This window comes from Methylobacillus glycogenes JCM 2850 (assembly GCF_000617925.1).
Taxonomy (GTDB): Bacteria; Pseudomonadota; Gammaproteobacteria; order Burkholderiales; family Methylophilaceae; genus Methylobacillus; species Methylobacillus glycogenes.
In genome coordinates this window covers 93,802-111,752 of the sequence record NZ_BAMT01000003.1, presented here as the reverse complement: position 1 = coordinate 111,752, position 17,951 = coordinate 93,802, and the positions used below count along the sequence as shown (strand labels likewise).

General features: G+C 55.4%; 13 protein-coding genes and 6 pseudogenes. 4 read left to right on the top strand and 15 right to left on the bottom strand.

The window, feature by feature from the left end; genetic code table 11:
• Nucleotides 1-73: 73 nt before the first annotated feature.
• The 15 genes and pseudogenes from JCM2850_RS06640 to JCM2850_RS06570 all read right to left on the bottom strand — a co-directional run bounded on the left by JCM2850_RS06640 (nucleotide 74) and on the right by JCM2850_RS06570 (nucleotide 13,191).
• Nucleotides 74-760, bottom strand: a complete 687-nt coding sequence (locus JCM2850_RS06640; protein ID WP_025870670.1) for a Bax inhibitor-1/YccA family protein — start codon at nucleotides 758-760, stop codon at nucleotides 74-76.
• Between the two features lie 243 nt (nucleotides 761-1,003).
• On the bottom strand, nucleotides 1,004-2,053 hold the full coding sequence (gene nagZ, locus JCM2850_RS06635) for a beta-N-acetylhexosaminidase (RefSeq protein WP_025870668.1): 1,050 nt from the start codon (nucleotides 2,051-2,053) through the stop codon (nucleotides 1,004-1,006).
• A 30-nt stretch (nucleotides 2,054-2,083) separates the two neighbouring features.
• Nucleotides 2,084-2,796 (bottom strand): annotated as a pseudogene (locus tag JCM2850_RS17675) (queuosine precursor transporter).
• Between the two features lie 64 nt (nucleotides 2,797-2,860).
• Nucleotides 2,861-3,679: an ABC transporter permease gene (locus tag JCM2850_RS06625; protein ID WP_051525297.1), complete on the bottom strand. Its 819-nt coding sequence runs from the start codon at nucleotides 3,677-3,679 to the stop codon at nucleotides 2,861-2,863.
• Complete coding sequence (gene nikB / locus JCM2850_RS06620; RefSeq protein ID WP_025870664.1) at nucleotides 3,676-4,587, bottom strand: nickel ABC transporter permease; 912 nt, start codon at nucleotides 4,585-4,587, stop codon at nucleotides 3,676-3,678. The genes JCM2850_RS06625 and nikB overlap by 4 nt, the downstream gene beginning before the upstream one ends.
• Nucleotides 4,587-5,078: a L,D-transpeptidase gene (locus JCM2850_RS06615; RefSeq protein ID WP_025870662.1), complete on the bottom strand. Its 492-nt coding sequence runs from the start codon at nucleotides 5,076-5,078 to the stop codon at nucleotides 4,587-4,589. The genes nikB and JCM2850_RS06615 overlap by 1 nt, the downstream gene beginning before the upstream one ends.
• A complete protein-coding gene (locus JCM2850_RS17670; RefSeq protein WP_234406139.1) occupies nucleotides 5,079-6,314 on the bottom strand; it encodes an ABC transporter substrate-binding protein in 1,236 nt (411 codons plus the stop codon).
• Nucleotides 6,257-6,619 (bottom strand): hypothetical protein, encoded by a 363-nt coding sequence (locus tag JCM2850_RS22550; RefSeq protein WP_234406138.1) that lies wholly within the window; start codon nucleotides 6,617-6,619, stop codon nucleotides 6,257-6,259. Before JCM2850_RS22550 ends, JCM2850_RS17670 begins: the two co-directional genes overlap by 58 nt.
• 55 nt (nucleotides 6,620-6,674) lie before the next feature.
• Nucleotides 6,675-8,005, bottom strand: a pseudogene (gene rlmD / locus JCM2850_RS17665) (23S rRNA (uracil(1939)-C(5))-methyltransferase RlmD).
• Between the two features lie 133 nt (nucleotides 8,006-8,138).
• Nucleotides 8,139-8,920: pseudogene (locus JCM2850_RS17660) on the bottom strand (3'-5' exonuclease).
• Nucleotides 8,921-8,934: 14 nt separating this feature from the next.
• Nucleotides 8,935-9,303 carry a YdbL family probable chaperone protein gene (locus JCM2850_RS06595; protein ID WP_051525307.1) on the bottom strand — a complete coding sequence of 123 codons (369 nt, stop codon included), beginning with the start codon at nucleotides 9,301-9,303 and terminating at the stop codon, nucleotides 8,935-8,937.
• A 116-nt stretch (nucleotides 9,304-9,419) separates the two neighbouring features.
• Nucleotides 9,420-9,602: a hypothetical protein gene (locus JCM2850_RS06590; protein WP_025870656.1), complete on the bottom strand. Its 183-nt coding sequence runs from the start codon at nucleotides 9,600-9,602 to the stop codon at nucleotides 9,420-9,422.
• A 139-nt stretch (nucleotides 9,603-9,741) separates the two neighbouring features.
• A complete protein-coding gene (locus JCM2850_RS06580) occupies nucleotides 9,742-11,637 on the bottom strand; it encodes a translocation/assembly module TamB domain-containing protein (protein ID WP_025870654.1) in 1,896 nt (631 codons plus the stop codon).
• Nucleotides 11,638-11,694: 57 nt separating this feature from the next.
• Nucleotides 11,695-12,580, bottom strand: a pseudogene (gene cysM / locus JCM2850_RS17655) (cysteine synthase CysM).
• A 104-nt stretch (nucleotides 12,581-12,684) separates the two neighbouring features.
• A complete protein-coding gene (locus tag JCM2850_RS06570) occupies nucleotides 12,685-13,191 on the bottom strand; it encodes a disulfide bond formation protein B (RefSeq protein ID WP_025870652.1) in 507 nt (168 codons plus the stop codon).
• A 225-nt stretch (nucleotides 13,192-13,416) separates the two neighbouring features.
• Here JCM2850_RS06570 and xseA point away from each other — a divergent pair.
• The 4 genes and pseudogenes from xseA to JCM2850_RS06550 all read left to right on the top strand — a co-directional run bounded on the left by xseA (nucleotide 13,417) and on the right by JCM2850_RS06550 (nucleotide 17,845).
• Nucleotides 13,417-14,623, top strand: a pseudogene (gene xseA / locus JCM2850_RS17650) (exodeoxyribonuclease VII large subunit).
• 31 nt (nucleotides 14,624-14,654) lie between these two features.
• The gene (locus JCM2850_RS06560) at nucleotides 14,655-14,984 is read left to right on the top strand and encodes a TfoX/Sxy family protein (protein WP_025870651.1); all 330 of its coding nucleotides are present in this window, start codon (nucleotides 14,655-14,657) and stop codon (nucleotides 14,982-14,984) included.
• Nucleotides 14,985-15,076: 92 nt separating this feature from the next.
• A pseudogene (locus tag JCM2850_RS17645) lies at nucleotides 15,077-16,953 on the top strand (potassium transporter Kup).
• Nucleotides 16,954-17,002: 49 nt separating this feature from the next.
• Complete coding sequence (locus tag JCM2850_RS06550; RefSeq protein WP_025870650.1) at nucleotides 17,003-17,845, top strand: M48 family metallopeptidase; 843 nt, start codon at nucleotides 17,003-17,005, stop codon at nucleotides 17,843-17,845.
• The last annotated feature ends 106 nt before the right edge of the window (nucleotides 17,846-17,951 follow it).

Genomic DNA, 17,951 nt, shown 5'->3' with positions numbered 1-17,951 from the left:
AGAGAAGAAAAGCATCTGGATGATACCAACAAAAAACCCGCCACAAGGACGGGTTTTTTGCAGTAGCTAAGAATTAATCACGCTCACCCATCAGCGCCATGAGCAAGTGCAACAAGTTAACAAACAGGTTGTAGATGTTCATGTACAAAGCCAGGGTTGCCATCACGTAGTTGGTTTCGCCACCACGTACGATGCGGTTAACATCAAACAGGATGAAACCAGAAAACAGCAACACAGCCACGGCAGAGATCGCCAGTGATGCAGCAGGCACCTGGAAGAACATATTTGCCAGGGAGGCAATGATCAGCAGCACCAGGCCTACCAGCAGGAAATTGCCCATGAAGCTGAAATCACGCTTGGTGCTGGCACCAATACCGGCCAGTGTCAGGAAGATCAAGCCAGTGCCGCCTGCAGCCAGACCGACGATTTGACCACCGTTACGCAGATTGAGCGCTACTTGCAGGATGGGGCCCAGCATCACACCCAGGAAGAAGGTCAGTGCCAGCAACAGCACCACACCGAAGGAGTTGTTGCGGTTGGCGGAGATGGCGAAGAACAGGCCAAACATCACGCCCAGCATGATCAGTGTGGACAGGATGGGGCTACCCGCCATCCAGGAGAAGTTCATGGTCATGCCGATGAATGCACCAATCACCGTTGGGATCATGGTCAGGCCCAGCATCATGTAAGTGTTGCGCAATACCTTGTGGGCGCTTGCGGGCAAGGCCTGGGTATTAGCGACTTGGTAATTCGTTTGCATATGTATTCCCCTATAAAAAACGCGATGCCTGGTTAATCAGCAATGAAGCTAAAAACAATTGCAGCCATCAATCAAGCACTGGTTAAACCAAGACTGGCAGTAAGACTAGCCAATTACCAGCAAAGTTTCAACCGTGGCGCTTAATTTATATGGATTATTCGCGCATTGTTAACACCCTGTTAACAATATTGCCGGGTTTGAGCATTCAGCCTAGCCAATTCCCGCAGGCTAAAGCCTAAATGCCTAAACAAAAGGAAGTTCACCATCAGCCTTGCCTACCATGCCTACCTGATGCACCGCACGCATAAAGTCAGGGTCTTCATGCAAAGCGACCATATCCGAGGGATGACGGCCACCATGCATGCGTGCCAATCTGGCCAGGCTCTGGGCCTGTACATCCCATTTGAGATTGGCCAGTAACTCATCGGCCTGTTCTGGCTGGTTGCACAGCAGCGCCATATCGCAACCAGCATTCAGCGCTGCCAATGCGCGCTGAGTGACATCCCCTGCCACGCCTGCACCTTCCATGGAAAGATCATCACTGAAGATCACGCCGTTAAAGCCCAGACGCTGGCGCAGCACTTTCTGCAGCCAGCGCTCGGAGAAGCCCGCTGGTTTGTCGTCTACCTTGGGATAGATCACATGCGCAGGCATGATGGCTTGTATGCCATCGTCTATCAGTTGGCGGAAGGTCTGCATGTCATGCTGGGCAATCTGGTCAAATTCGCGCTCATCCACCGGAATGGCGACATGGGAATCCGCCACGACATAACCATGACCGGGGAAATGCTTGCCCACCGCTGCCATGCCCCCGCGCTTGAGGCCTTGCAATAGCGAGAACGCCAGTTCATTAATAGCCTGGGCCTTGCCGTGGAAGGCTCTATCGCCTATGACCTGGCTCTCGCCATAGTCCATGTCCAGCACCGGGGTAAAGCTGAAATCTATGCCATGGGCACGCAGCTCACAGGCGATGATCCAGCCAGCATCTTCTGCCAACTGCCTGGCCTTGCGCGGATGTTCATCCCAGATTTTGCCAAATTCGCGCATGGGTGGAATGCGCGTGAATCCTTCACGAAAACGCTGCACCCGCCCCCCCTCATGGTCAACCGCAATCAACAGCGGTGGCTGGCGCACCGCGTGTATGCTCTCGGTCAGCGCCTTGAGCTGGCTTGGGGAGGCAAAATTGCGCGCAAACAGAATGACGCCACCGACCAGCGGATGTTGTATACGGCGAATATCGGCAGCGCTAAGCTCGGTGCCGACCACGTCTAGCATAATGGGACCTAGTGTCATGGCTAAAGTACGGTTTCCAGTGTGAAGGCCTTATTGCAGGCGGAAGGGATTGAAATTGGTGTCACGGTCATAATAGTCTTCGCGCTCGGCGTGCTTGAGCCAGGCTACCACGCGATAAGTGACTGGCGTTAATACTACCTCAACCCCGACTTTGGCGAGAAACTGCGCCAGCATCACCAGCGGCAACTTGTCATCAGGATGATGCCTGTGCCATAAAAGGCCAGCGGGTAAAACAGCAGAGAATCCACGCCCTCACCCACAATGGTGGAGCCTATGGTACGTGTCCAGAGCCAGCGCCCCTGGGTCCAGACTTTCATTTTGGCCAGCACCACGGAATTAACAAACTCACCGCAGGCAAACGCCAGCAAACCCGCGAGCGAGATACGCCAGGCGGAGCCAAAGGCAATTTCATAGGCGTGCTGGTTTTCCCAGAATGGCGCAGGTGGCAGGGCAACAATCACCCAGGCCATGGCCGAGGCAAACGCCAGCGCGGCAAAGCCAGTCCAGATCACGCGGCGTGAACGCGCATAACCGTAAACCTCAGTCAGCACATCACCAAATACGTAGGAGATAGGGAAAAACAATACCCCTGCGCCAAAGGTCAGCGTGCCTATCAAGGGCAAATCAAATTGTGAAATCTTGGCCGGGCCTATGAGGTTGGAGCAGACCAGCACCACCACAAACGCCACCATGACAAAATCATAGTAACGGTATTGGCGTTGTGTATTCGGCTGACGCTGCATATGCTCCCCTTTTATAATCGCCTGAGTTGAATAACCGTCTTATTAATCAATCAAAAATGACTGACTAATCACTGCCAGCGCGACGGATATCCCAGGCATCGCGCAATTGATCGCCCAGCACATTGATGGCCAGCACCACAGACATCAGACTCAAGCCCACCGCCAGCACATAATGCGGTGCCACCAGCAAATAGCGTACCCCATCCCTAAGCATGCTGCCCCAGGACGCATGTGGAGCCTGTATGCCCAGCCCCAGGAAGGACAGGCTGGCTTCGGCAATCACCAGACCAGCAATGCTGTAAGTGGCCTCGACCACCAACGGGGCTGCCAGTAGCGGCAGCATATGTTTGCGCATGATGCGCCAGGCAGGCGCACCCAGGGACTTGGCCGCCTGCACATGCTGGCGTTCACGCAGACTTAAGGCCTGAGCCCGCGTCAGCCTGGCGTAACCTACCCAGGAAGTCAGGCACAAAGCCAGCATCAGATTACCCAAGCCTGGGCCTAGCACGGCGGCAAACGCAATTGCCAGCAGTATGCCGGGAAACGCCAGGAAGATATCCGTCACCTGCATCAGCAGCCTATCTATCCAGCCGCCGTAATAACCCGCCAGCAAGCCCACAGTTGTGCCCGTCAACAGGGTCACCCCGGTCACCAGCACCGCCACCATCAACGATACACCAGCGCCAGCCGCCAAGCGTGCAGCGATGCTGCGGCCCAGGTCATCGGCCCCCAGCCAGGCAAGGCTACCCGGAGGTAAAAGCACATGCTCTAGCGAGATACGATCAGGTGCCAGATCTATCAAAACTGATAGACAGACCAGCACCAGCCAGAACGCCAGCACCCAGCGTGGCCAATAGCTGGTGAAATTGCGCAGCAGCTTCATGAGGCAAACCTCACGCGCGGGTCTAACCTGGCGTAGAGCAGATCGGTAGCCAGATTCACCAGCACATAGACCAGAGCGATGACCAGCACGCAAGCCTGCGTCACCGGGTAATCACGCTTTTCTATGGATTCGACCAGCAAGCGCCCCACGCCCTCCCAGCCGAAGATGGTCTCGGTGATCACTGCCCCGGCCAGCAAGCTGCCCAGTTGCAGGCCCAGCACGGTGACTAAGGGCAGCAAGGCGGCACGCAAGGCATGACGCAACACCACTTGCCGTTCACTTATGCCTTTGGCACGAGCCGTGCGGACAAAATCTTCACTGAGTATTTCCAGCATGCTGGCGCGTGTCATACGCATGAGTATGGCAGCCAGGCCAAAGCCCAGGGTCAGCGCAGGCAGAATAATCGAGGCTGGCTCGTTCATGCCGCTGACGGGCAACCAGCCCAGCCATACCGCCAGCAACAGCATCAGCAAAGGCCCCAGCCAGAAAGAAGGCATGGCAGCCAAGGTCAGGCTCAATAAGGTGGCGGCCTGGTCTGGCCAGCGTTGATGCTTGAGTGCCGCGAGTATGCCCAGCGGCAGGCCCAGGCTGATGGCTATCAATAAAGCCAGCAATGCCAGTTCTACCGTGGCAGGCAGGCGCGTGAGCAACATCTCGGTGATGGATTGATGGCTATGGATGGAGCGGCCCAGATCGCCATGACTGAGTGCCTGTAGATAATGCGCAAACTGCGTCAGCAGCGGCTGATCCAGACCCAGCTCTGCCCTTAGTTGGGCGCGGTCCGCCATGGGCGCAGATTCCCCCAGCATGACTTCCACAGGGTCGCCAGGCACCAGATGCACCAGCAAAAACGTCAGCAGCAGCACGCCAAACACCACGGGCAGCACTGCCAATAGCCGCTTTATGATCAAGCGAAGTCACCTTCCAGCAAAGTCACAGTGGTATGCACGGGCACCAAGTCAAATAGCTCGGCGATATCCGCATTGCGCAAACGTATGCAGCCATGCGAATGTGGCTCACCCATGGGCTCGCTATCTGGCGTGCCATGCAGATAGATATAGCGCTGCATGCTATCCACATTACCCAGGCGATTGAAACCGGGCTCGCAGCCTGACAACCAGAGTATGCGCGTCAATATCCAGTCGCGACCAGGCTGGGCGGCGTGCAACTCCGCATTCCAGATTTCACCTGTAGGCCTGCGCCCCTTGAACACCGTACCTAGAGGAGCGCCAGCGCCTATCTTGGCGCGTATCTGGTGGCGTCCGCGTGGCGTGCAATAACTGTTTTTTTGCTCACCCACGCCCTTGAGCGCAGTTGAAACCGGGTATTGCCGGATCAGCGCCCCATCATCCGCCAGCAAGCGCAACAACTGCTGGCTCAGTGAAATCACAATCTGCATCTAACTGCCCTCCACGCTGCTACGGCCTGGAAATACCGATTTGAGGCGCTTACGTTTGACTTGCTCCAGCCCATCCCAGCTGCCATCTGCGCGTAAGGTATAGCCCATCAATTCCTTGCGCATGGCGACAAACTGGCCTTCATACCAGAGCGGCAGATACGGCAGTTGTTCATGTATGCGCGCAGCAACACGCTGCCAGTCACTCACCGCTATCATGTCGTCGGTACTTCTATCTGCATAATGACCACGATTGGCGCCCTTGGGCGGTACAGATGTGGAATGGAATGCCAGATGATAGATTTCCGGGGTCTTGATCCCCACCCACATCATGCCGTAAAGCTGGAAATTGCCGCGCTTGATATCTTCAAAGAAAGTACCCCAGTCCAGGCTGCGTATCTCCAGTTCAACCCCGGCTTCACGCATCTGCGCCTGCATCATGGTGGCCAGTCGCACCCACTGCACCGTGGTCGAGCTTTTGTAAACCAGTTTGAGCGGCAGTTTGATGCCCGCCTGGGTCAGCAGTTGGCGCGCCTTGGCCGGGTCGTACTCATGCGGCTGCAAGTTGGCATTGCCTGCCCAGTGCTCAGGGGGCAGTATGGTTTCGGCCAGACGGCTACCGCCTACCAGCGCATGTTGGATAATCGCCCGTCTATCTATGGCATAAGCCAAGGCCTGACGCACCTCTGGCTTTTGCAGCAGGGGGTCCTGCATATTGAGGCCCAAATAGGCGAAATTGCTGCCCTGTGACTGTTCCACTGTCAGTCCAGGTTGTTTCTGCAGATAGCTCACCAATTCTGGCGGCAGCTCACCCTGCAAAATATCGGTTTCACCACGCACCAGCTTGAGTACCCGTACGGTAGGGTCACGGATTTCCTCGAACACCACATCCTGCTTATCGGCCACACGCTGTAGCTTGAGTGCTCTTTGCCACGAGACAAATTTAAAACTGCCGCTGCCTACAGGCTCACGAGAGAAGTCATGCCCCTTGGCAATCAATTCTGCGGGCAGGATGCCCACAATCAGGCGCGAGGGAAAGTTGCTATCGGCATCACGCAGGAAGAAATCCAGGGTGTTCTCGTCGCGCACTTCTATTTTGCTGATATTGGCAAACTCGGCCGAATGCGGCGAATCGGGCAGTTCCTGCAAAGACTGATAGGTAGCCGCAACATCTTCTGCCGTCAGGTAGCGGCCATCATGAAACTGGCGCCCCTGCTTACCCAGGGAAAAGCGGAACAATCGTGGCGAGAGTACGCGCCAGTTGGCCAGCGCTGGGCGCGGCTGGAGTGTTCATCAAAATCAACCAGTGAACGATAAAGCAGATGATTGACGCGGCTAGAAGCAGCATCGGTAGCATAGCGCGGGTCCAGCGTCTGCGGCAGCTGGCTGACTACGCTACGGATTTCCTGCCTGCCCTGGTCACGGCTGCAGGCATCCAGCAAAACCACGCTCAGCAGCATCAAGACGCCCAGGCCCGCTAGTTTCAGCAGCTGATAGCCCCCATGCCGGATGATGCTGACTGGCGGGCTAAGCTTTGCTGTCATGCGTGTCACCAGGATGGGCAAGGTTGTGGTCAGGGCTGGTCATAATGGCTCAGGCTCACACCCGCTCGAACAGCGCAATGGACTCAACGTGGGCGGTATGCGGGAACATATTGATGACCCCGCTCGCCAGCAGGCGGTAACCCTTGCTATGGACCAGAATGCCAGCGTCGCGCGCCAGCGTGGACGGGTTGCAGGACACATAGACAATGCGCTGTGGTGCATGCTTGCTAGGTGCATTTGCATCTGCGACATCGGGCAGGGATTTTATCAACTCCATCGCGCCATCACGTGGCGGATCTACCAGCCATTTATCGAAGTGTCCCAATGAAGCCAGCAATTCTGGCGTCATCTTGAACAAATCGGCCTCTTGGTATTCCACCTGCCCTTGCAAGCCATTAAGGGCTGCACTTTCGTGAGCACGTGCCACCAATGCTGCCGAACCTTCCATACCGAATACGCTGGCCCCGCTACGTGCGATAGGCAGCGTGAAATTGCCCAAGCCACAGAAGAAATCAGCAATGCGCTCCCCGGCTTGCGGTTGCAGCAACTGCATGGCACGCCGCAGCATCACACGATTGATATGCGGGTTGACCTGGGTGAATTCGGTGGGTTTAAAGGGGTAGCGCAGATCAAATTCTGGCAGGGAATAACTCAGCCCCGGCCCTTGCGGCGGGTAAAAAGGTTGCACGGTATCCGGGCCTTTGCTCTGGGTCCAGATCTCCACACCGTGGGTATCGGCGAAAGCCTTGATAGGCGCAGTATCACTGGCTTGCAGTGGCGCCAGTATGCGCAGCACCAGCACTGTACTAAGTTCGCCCACCGCCACTTCAATTTGCGGCAGTGACTCGCGCACGCTGAGCTTGCTACCAGCTCTTTCATGGCCGGGATCAATTGCGACACATGCGGCGGCAAAACCTTGCAGCTATCCATATCCGCAACAAAGCTGGTGGCTTTTTCGTTAAAGCCCACCAGCACCCCACCCTTCTTAGCCACATAGCGCACTCGCAATCTGGCTTTGTGCCTATAGCCCCACGATGGGCCATAGATGGCAGGCAGCATACGCTCGGGACGGGTTTTACCTATATGCCAGAAATTATCTTCCAGCATGCGTTGCTTGGCGGCCACCTGACCTGTGACATCCAGATGCTGGATGGCGCAGCCACCACAGACGCCGAAATGCTTGCACTCAGGTGTGGTGCGTAAATTAGAAAGCTTGAGCACTTTGCTGACTTCGGCAACCTCGTAATTGGCCTTGCGGCGCAAGGTGCGATAGGTCACCTGCTCACCGGGCAAGCCACCATCAATAAAGATGGTCTTGCCATCAACGCGTGCCACCCCGCGACCTTCATAGTCCAGGGATTCGATATGTGCGATTGGAGTATTCATGCAGATTTCAGTTAAAGCCAGATTTCAAAAGGTGCTGCCGCAATATACTCACTAGGCTTTAAACCTGGAGAGCATGGTGAGTTAGGCGCAATATCAATTAATACCGCGATAGATAAATTTAAGTGTCAGGCGCTCAAGCGTTAGATTGCCACTGCTGCAGGAACTCCTGCCAATGCTGGCCAGAGTAGCCGCTCAGGGTGTCGCGCACCAGTGCTATTTCACGTTCGTAACTGCTTTGATCCAGCACGCCGCGCATCAGTTGGAAGCGTAAAAACACCAGATAGGTATTGGCGACATCGGTTTCGCAATAATCACGTATCGCCTGCAATTCACCTCGCTGTAGGCATCCCAGACCTTGCTGCCGTCCATGCCCAGCTTGCCGGGGAAACCACATAACTGTGCCAGATCATCCAGCGGCGCATTGGCTCGGCCATTGAACATGGCGAGCAAATCCATCAAATCTAGATGACGCGTATGGTAACGGCTGATGTAATTGTTCCACTTGAACTCACGGTCATCATCGCCCATGTCCCAATAGCGCGGTGCAACTATGCCATGGACCAGGCCCCGGTAGTGCAGCACAGGCAGGTCAAAACCACCGCCATTCCATGACACCAGATTGGGGGTGTATTTTTCTATACCATCATAAAAACGCTGAATAATCTCGCGCTCATCCGCCTCTACACTGCCCAGCGTCCAGACACGGAAACCATCGCCCTCGCGCAACGCGCAGGAGATGGCCACCACGCGGTGCTGGTGCAAGGGCAAAAACTCGCTGCCGTTATGCTGACGGCGCTGGTGAAAAGCCACTCGCGCCACATCGTCATCGCTAGTGTCGGCAGGTAGGCTCAGTAATTTACGTAGCCCGGCCGTGTCAGGCACGGTCTCAATATCAAAAATCAGGGTGGGGGTCATCGTGATTTCAAGCGCTATTTCTTTACCCAGCCACTGCCATCCTGGTAATACCAGCCAGATTGCGCTTTTTGTATCCAGCGCTGTGCAAAGGTGCTGCGCACTTCTGCCTCCCACTCTGGGTGACTATTGGCGGTGGCAATCTCACGATAAAGCGCATTGCGGTCATTGTTCTCGGCGCTCACCAAGGCATTCACGCCTTGGCGCTGTGCCAGTGGCACGGCATTGGCATCACGCACAGCCACCAGACCATCGCGGGTAAAGCCCACCGCGCCGCTGGCATAAAAGCCTGACAATTGCGCATGACGAGTCTGCATACTGTTTTTGATGCCAGAAATGGCTGGGGTATTGATTTCCAGATCAGCGGCGGCCTGGGCTTGTGTCATCAGCAAAGCCGTTGCCAGCACCAGGCTGCTCAGTAGCACCAGATTGACGAAAAACTTTCTGGTATTGATGTGACTGGGCTTAATGGAACTGAGGTAAGTCATATTCATCCCTGCTTTCATTTGCTGTTTTCCTCTTGGCTAGCGGGTGCGGGCTTGTCCTTGAGCTGCCAGACATCGTCAATGATACGGTCAGCCGCTTTTTCCGCCGCCGCAGCGGGGAAATAAATATTGATGGTGACGCAGGCTGGCAAGGCCAACACCAGCAGCACAGCTGCGCCAGATAATAATTGCTTAAGCATGAATATTTCCTCTCAGGCCGCGTCTGGCCTGCATTTGTTCACAAGCGAAATTGTAACCCAGGATAAGGCCGCTGCGAGCTTAGTTGATACATGTGCTTACTTGATCGCCAACCCTCTGATGCCCGCCTCTGATGACTAGCTATTTGATCACTGGACTGCTATTACCCTCGGTCACGCGCTTGAGTCTGGTGATGAGGTCACTCCAGCCTACCTTGTGGTTGTAACCCATTACCGTGATGGCAGGCACACCGCTGCCCTTGACGATGACATAACCCGGCCCGCTATATTCCACACCGCTCATACTGCAGATATCGTTGCGTAACTGGCAACGCCAGCCGAGATCGGCATAATTAAACTCATCAAAGAAGCGCAGCACGCTGCGCTGTATGGCAGCCACAGCCCCCGCCCCACCGAGCGCACTGATGTTTTCCACCGCGCGCTGGGAGATTTTCTTGCGGTATTTACCCGGGCTGCTGTGGAAATCCGCATCAAAAGCCACAGGCTGCCAGTTGGACAATTCCAGATGATTGACTGCGCCATCGAGCTTGCCTTCTATGGCACCGAAGGAGAAGGTGCGCGTGAGATCGCCTAAATCCAGGCGCTGCATTTCCAGATTAGCCTGCAGCCTCGCAGCACTGCCCAGTGGCGTCTGCATGCGCAGGCCTTTGACCAGAATATTGCCGTTAAACATCTGAAACAGCAGATCACCATTGGTAGTGAGATTGCCCGCGCTATAAGTCACCATGGGGATGGCCGCTGCCACCTTACCCTCCATGCGCGGCCAACCCAGCGCATGACTGAGCGCAGGCATGGAGATAGGCACCAGATTGGCGCGCAAATGCCAGTGCCATTGCCCGCCAGCCTGGGTAGCAGAGACATCGGTGAGACTTAGTGCACCATCCAGTATGGGCAGATAGAGTTGCGGCGTGGTTAAGGAGTAACGATTAAGCTCCGCCAGCACGCTGGTTTCACCCAGCGGAATTTTCAGCAAATGCCCGCCCGCATAATTTAGCTGCACTTGCCTGGCGGCATCGTATTCCCAAGGAATGTGGGCATTGAGCTTATACAGCGCAAAGCGGCCCTGCTGATCTTCCATATCAACTTGTTTCAGGCTCAGCAAGGCCGAGACTGGCTCCCCATGTTCTATATGCAAGCTCAAACCCGCCTGCCCTGCCAATTCCAGCTTATTGAGCGCGCTATCTGCCAGCATGGGTTGCAACAGCAAGCTATACAGCGGCGCCAGCGCCAAATCCGGCGCATCCACATGCAAGGTCTGGATTTTGCCGCCCTGCCATAGGCCGCTGGCACTGGCCTGGCCCACCTTGTCCAGATTCAGAGCGGCCTGAGTCACACTGAGCGTGTCGCCCGCATAGTGCCCGCTGGCCTGCAATGTATGCCCGCCGCTGGCGATATACCAGGGTTGCCAATACAACTCACCTTGCTGCCAATCCAGCCCAAGCTGCCATTGCCAGCCCGGCCTTGCTTGCGCCTGGGCAGACTTAGCGGGTGCAGCCTTGGCTGGCGCTGCAACATCAGGCTTAAGGTTGAGTGTGGCCTGCAAATGCAAGTTTTCCGCAGCATGGCTGCCAGCAGCATCACTAAAGCTGGCGCCTTGTAATTGCAGCGCCAGTTGATACCCTGGATTTTGCTGTTGCAAACTCAGGCTGAAAGGCAGCTTGGCGCCTTGCAGGTTTAACAGCCCCTTGGCGCATTGCCATTCCTGCTGGCCTGCGGCCAAGTTCTTTTGCACTAGCGCTGCACAATCCAGGCTGGCTGCTTGCCAGCTGTGGCCTGCTTCAGACTTGACGTGGTCAGGGGCCGGAGCTTGGGATGAATCTGCCGCTGACTTGATCTCGCCTGCCAGATGCAACTGTAAATAATCCGCTGCTGGCAATTTCACTTCGGCGCGCAGATTGCGCAACTGGGTATCCGCAGTTTCTACCGTGGCGGCTTCTATGCTGATGCTGGAAAGGGCCAGCGCGGGATGAGCAAAGCTCAGGCAGAAAATGCCAGTGCAGAGGAGACGAGACAACAAGGTGAATCCGGCAGGCAGCAGAGGCCAGCCCGTTGTGTAAGAAGGTTGCCGCTTGCCCTAGGCAGGAAACACCCCGGTAGACAGATAGCGATCACCACGGTCGCAGACAATGGTAACAATCACGGCATTTTCTAGCTGCTTGGATAACTGCAAGGCAGCATACAAAGCACCGCCAGAGGATATGCCAGCAAAAATGCCTTCTTTTTCCGCGAGCTTGCGCGTGGTTTTCTCTGCGTCGCTCTGGCTCACGTAAATCAGCTCGTCCACGCGGCTAGGGTCATAGATGCTGGGCAGGTATTCCTCTGGCCACTTGCGTATGCCAGGAATCTGCGCGCCTTCTTCCGGCTGCACGCCTATGACCTTGATTGCCGGGTTTTGCTCCTTGAGATAACGCGAAGTACCCATGATGGTGCCCGTGGTGCCCATGCTGGAAACAAAGTGCGTAACCTTGCCTTCAGTGTCGCGCCAGATCTCAGGCCCTGTGCCTTCATAGTGCGCCAGCGGATTATCCTGATTGCCAAATTGATCAAGCACTATGCCTTCGCCTTCAGCCTGTAATTTCAGCGCAACATCACGCGCCAGTTCCATGCTGCCATCACGCGGCGTCAACACCAGCTCGGCCCCAAAAGCCTTCATGCTTTGCCTGCGCTCGACACTCTGATTATCTGGCATCACCAGCACCATTTTGTAGCCACGCATGGCAGCGGCCATGGCCAGGGCAATGCCAGTGTTACCGGAGGTAGCTTCTATCAGGGTATCGCCAGGTTTGATATCGCCACGCGCTTCAGCGCGCTTGATCATGGAAAGTGCAGGCCTGTCCTTGACCGAGCCCGCAGTTGTTGCCTTCCAGCTTAAGCAATATGGTGTTGCTGGTCTTGCCCGCCAGGCGTTGCAGCTTGACCAGCGGGGTATTGCCTATGAAATCGTCCAGTGTTTTGTACATATAACCTTGTGTGTTCTATCTTGCGGTCTTGCCGTGTTCTCATTGCGTGCTGCTGGAATATGAGCTTTGCAGGGATAGCCTGGCTAGCAGGCTAGTGTCTGTTATTAGCCCCAGGTTTTGCGCAGAAAAGGCATCACCAGCGCCAGCAGGGTCAGGCCTGCAAAGGCAATCAAGGACAATTGCGGCAGCGTCAGGCCGAGCAAAGTCCAATCAATGGCCGAGCACTCGCCTGTGCCCTTGAAGATCAAATCCAGCGCCTTTTTCAGGGGGAAGGACTCCATAATGTAGTCAAAGCCAGCGCCACACTCGGCCATTACCTTGTCGGGGTTGGCCTGAATCCAGATATGGCGGGCGGCGACGCCCATGCCTATGGCGGAGGCCACTATTTGCAGCAAGGCATAAATTTTGCGGCCAGCGTGACCAGGGTTATGCAAAAAGGCCAGCAGGAACAACAGGCCCAATGCCATAAAGATGATGCGCTGGGAAATACACAGCGGACAGGGTTCCAGGTTATAACGTTGCTGGACTATCAGTGCCACGCCCACCAAACCGAAACTGATGATGAATCCAAGTAGATAGCCACGACGGCCGCCAAACAGTTTGTTGAACATGTATAAAGTCCCAGCGCTTATAATGAAACCCTGCAATTGTAACGGATCGGCCTTGTTCGCACTATGCGTGCTTGCAAATTGCAACAGCGACAAGCGCTGGTGATAATGAGCCGTGCCATTGCAGGTATATACATAGCACGACATACATAGCACGGCCATACACAGCATTCATATCCTTCAACACAGCATTAATCCAACCGATTAATCCATTAGCCCATTAGCCTCATGACAGATCCTCAACGCGTCTTAAGCGTCAGTGAATTAAACCGCATGGCCAGAGAAGTTCTGGAACAGAGCTTTCCCCTGTTCTGGGTCAGCGGTGAAATTTCCAACCTCACGCGCGCGGCTTCCGGCCACTGGTATTTCTCGCTCAAGGATCAAGGCGCACAGGTACGCTGTGTGATGTTCCGCGGCCGTAATAGTTATCTGGACTGGATACCGCGTGAAGGTGACAAGGTAGAAGCCAGGGCAGTAGTGACGCTGTATGAAGCCAGGGGCGATTTCCAGCTCACTATAGAGTTTCTGCAACGCGCTGGCCTGGGCAGTTTGTTTGAAGCCTATGAGCAACTCAAGGCCAAGCTGGCGGCTGAGGGTTTGTTTGCCAGCGAGCACAAGCTGGCCATTCCAGCCCACCCCGCTACTGTAGGTGTGGTGACCTCTGCCGATGCCGCAGCACTGCGTGATGTGCTGACCACCTTGCGTAGACGTATGCTGCAGTGAAAGTGATCATCTACCCCACCCCGGTACAGGCAAAACCGCTGCGCCATTGATTGCACAGGCAATACGCCGCGCCGATGAACGAGCAGAATGTGATGTGCTGATTGTCTGCCGTGGCGGCGGCAGCATAGAAGACCTCTGGCCGTTCAATGAAGAAGTGGTAGCCCGTGCGATTCATGCCTGCCGCTTGCCCGTGATCAGTGCTGTCGGCCATGAGACCGATTTCACCATTGCTGATTTTGTTGCCGATCACAGAGCGGCAACCCCCACCGCGGCGGCAGAATTAACTTCACCTGACCGTCAGGCATTGCTGCGCTCCGTGCAGCAATCCGGCCTGCGCCTGCAGCGCGTGATGCAAAACCGTATACAGCAACGCCAACAGCAACTGGATTATCTCAACCGCCGCCTGCTCTCCCCCATGCAACAGCTTGCGCACAGGCGGCATCACCTTGAGCAGTTACAACTGCGTCTGCAACATGCCATGGCGCGCCAGTTGCAGCGTAGACAGCAACAATGGCAAGGCTTGCAGCAAAGTCTGGCTCATCTCAACCCACGTGCGGTGCTGCAACGCGGCTATGCCCTGGTAGAGAAAATCAATGGTGAGCTGGTACAGGACAGCACGCAATTGCAAGCAGGTGATCAGGTCAGGCTGACGCTGGGCAAGGGCAGCGCCGATGCGAGATTCGCAAGCTACAGCCATAGGTTTTTGGCCTAATGGCTGATGATGCATACGGGAGCACGCCAACATGAATGAGTTTGTGGAATATCTACACGAGTTATTGCATGACTTTGGCCCGATACAGGCCAAGAAGATGTTTGGCGGTTACGGCATTTACCATCAGGGCCTGATGTTTGGCCTGGTGGCTGACGATACGCTTTATCTCAAGTCAGACGATGAAAGCAGGCCGCAGTTTGAGGCTATGCAACTCCCGGCTTTCCGCTACCAGCGCCAGGGCAAGGAAATCACCATGTCTTTTCACCAGGCCCCGGCAGACATGCTGGAACAGGCTGACGAGGCCACGCACTGGGCCAGGCTGGCTTATGCGGCGGCATTGCGCAGCAAACAACGCAAATAGAGGCTGGATTGCTGCTTGATGCCATAGGGCTAGTGTCAATCTAGAGTTAAGACTTGTAAAATGGCCGCATATTTGTCCCTGAGCCAGCATTGATGTCTTCATCGAGTTCTGCCAAAACCTCCCTGCCACTATTGTCTCTCGCGGCCCTGGGCGTAGTGTTTGGCGATATAGGTACCAGCCCGCTTTACACCATGAAAGAAGTGTTTGCGGTCAGCCCGCACCCGGTACCGCTGACGCATGACAATGTGTTTGGCATTCTGGCGCTGATTTTGTGGTCGTTCATCATGGTGGTCTCGCTCAAATACACGATGTTTGTGATGCGCGCCGATAACAACGGCGAAGGCGGCATCATGGCCTTGCTGGCACTGGCGGGGCGCAACCTCAAGGGCAAGCATCAGCGCCTGGTAATGGCAGCGGGCATCATAGGTGCTTGTATGTTTTATGCCGACGGCATGATTACTCCGGCCATTTCAGTACTGTCTGCGGTTGAGGGGGTAGAAGTTGCGGCCCCGGCGCTGGATCAGTTTATTGTCCCCATCACCTTGTTTGTGCTGTTCATTCTGTTTTGGATGCAGAGCAAGGGCACGGCGGTCGCAGGTGCCCTGTTTGGCCCGGTAATGCTGGTGTGGTTTGCCACGCTGGCGGTGCTGGGCGTTATCAATATCGCGCATGAGCCGCGCGTGCTATATGCGCTTAACCCTTTCTATGCGCTGCAGTTTTTTCTGAATTCACCTTGGGTTGCCTTTGTTGCCTTAGGCTCTGTGGTGTTGGCCGTGACGGGCGTGGAAGCGCTCTATGCGATATGGGCCATTTTGGCCGCAAGCCCATCAAGCTGGCCTGGTTTGCTTTTGTGCTGCCAGCGCTGATTTTGAATTATTTTGGTCAGGGTGCGCTGGTGCTGCATGATGCAGCGGCGATCAAAAACCCCTTTTACCTGATGGCACCGGAATGGTTGCTCTACCCCTTGATAGGCTTAGCCACCCTGGCCACCGTGATTGCTTCTCAGGCGGTGATCTCCGGCGCATTCTCCATTTCCGCCCAGGCGCTGCAATTGGGCTTTTTGCCACGCATGCGCGTGCTGCATACCTCTGAGCAGCAAAAAGGCCAGATTTATATGCCTTATATCAACTGGAGCCTGATGCTGGCCGTCATGGCGCTGGTGATAGGCTTTGGCTCCTCGGGTGACCTGGCGGCGGCCTATGGCATTGCCGTCACGGGCAATATGCTGTTTACCACCTTGTTGGCAGGCATAGTGTTTCACGCCATCTGGCACTGGCGCTTGCCGCGCACCCTGGCGTTGGTGGCCTTGTTCTTGACCATAGACCTGGCCTTCTTCAGCGCCAATATCCTGAAAATTCCTGATGGTGGTTGGGTGCCTATTTTGATAGGTGTGGTGATTTTCACTTTGATGCTAACCTGGAAAAGCGGCCGCACCCTGTTGCTGAATAGGCTGAAAGAAGATGCCATGCTGCTGGAGCCTTTTATTGATGCCATAGGCGCCCACCCGCCGACTCGGGTTGAAGGTACTGGCATTTTTCTCACCCCCAACCCCCATGGCGTGCCGCATGCCATGTTGCATAACCTCAAGCATAATAAAATCCTGCATGAGCGCAATGTGCTGCTCACGGTGCATATTGCTGACGTGCCTTATATAGACCAGCGCAGCCGTTTGGGGCTGGAAAACTTGCGTCACGGTTTCTACCGCATAACGGTCAACTATGGCTTCAAGGATGACCCTGACCTGCCGCGTGACCTGGAGCTTGCCAGTGAGTTGGGCTTGCAGCTAGACACTATGGAAACCTCGTTCTTTATCGGCAAGGAAACGCTGTTTGCCAATGGCAGCAGCAAGCTGGGCTATTGGCGCGAGAAACTCTTTATTGGCATGTTCCGCAATGCGGACAGCATTACCCATCAGTTCAAGCTGCCACCTAACCGCGTGGTGGAGCTGGGCGCACAATTAACGCTTTAAACTCAACATCTAACAACGTCTCAACTATATAGTTTTATCAGGAGGAAGCATGAAAGCACCAATGATTCTCGCCGTGATCCTGGCCTGCAGCCAGTTGGCGGGTTGCGCTACCAGCAGTACCACCAAGAGCGGCAATGTTGGCGTGGAACGCCAGCAGTTTCTGAGCCTGGTGTCAGAAAAAGAGGCCGAAGAACAATCTACCCTGGCCTATCAACAGACTATCAAGGATGCACAAGCCAAGAAGCTGCTCAATACCGACAGCAAGGAAACCCAGCGCGTGCGTGCCATAGGCCAGCGCCTGATTGCGCAGGTGGGCGTGTTCCGCGCCGATGCGCTGAAGTGGGATTGGCAGATCAATGTGCAGGAGAGCAAAGAGGTTAACGCCTATTGCATGGCAGGCGGCAAGATCATGGTCTATACCGGGCTTATAGACCAGATCAAACCTACGGATGACGAACTGGCTGCCGTGATGGGCCATGAAATATCCCACGCCCTGCGCGAGCATGTACGTGAGCAGATGTCACGCGCCAAGGTGCAGCAGATGGGCTTGCTGGGCGCTGCGGCTTTGGTTGGGTTATCAACCAAGAGCGGTGACAATGCAGTCAAGACCCTGGCGCTGGGCGGGGCTGTTGCCACTGTGGCGCTGACCTTGCCTAACAGCCGTACCGCAGAACATGAAGCCGATGAAATAGGCCTAGAACTCGCTGCACGCGCAGGCTACAACCCTAATGCCGCCGTTACCCTATGGCAAAAAATGGGCGCACTGGGCGGCGAAAAACCACCTGAGTTCCTCAGCACCCACCCTTCTGATGCATCGCGTATTGCCGATATCCAGCGCCTGGTGCCCAAGGTCATGCCGCTTTACGAAGAAGCCACGCTCAAGCGCAAATAAGCTGGCAAGCAGGGGCTTAATCATCCGCCAATCCAGCCGTGACAAGCAGATGCTGCCATGGCTGGGTGTTTTACTGTGCTTTCGGGTAAAATAGCGCTTTTTTGCT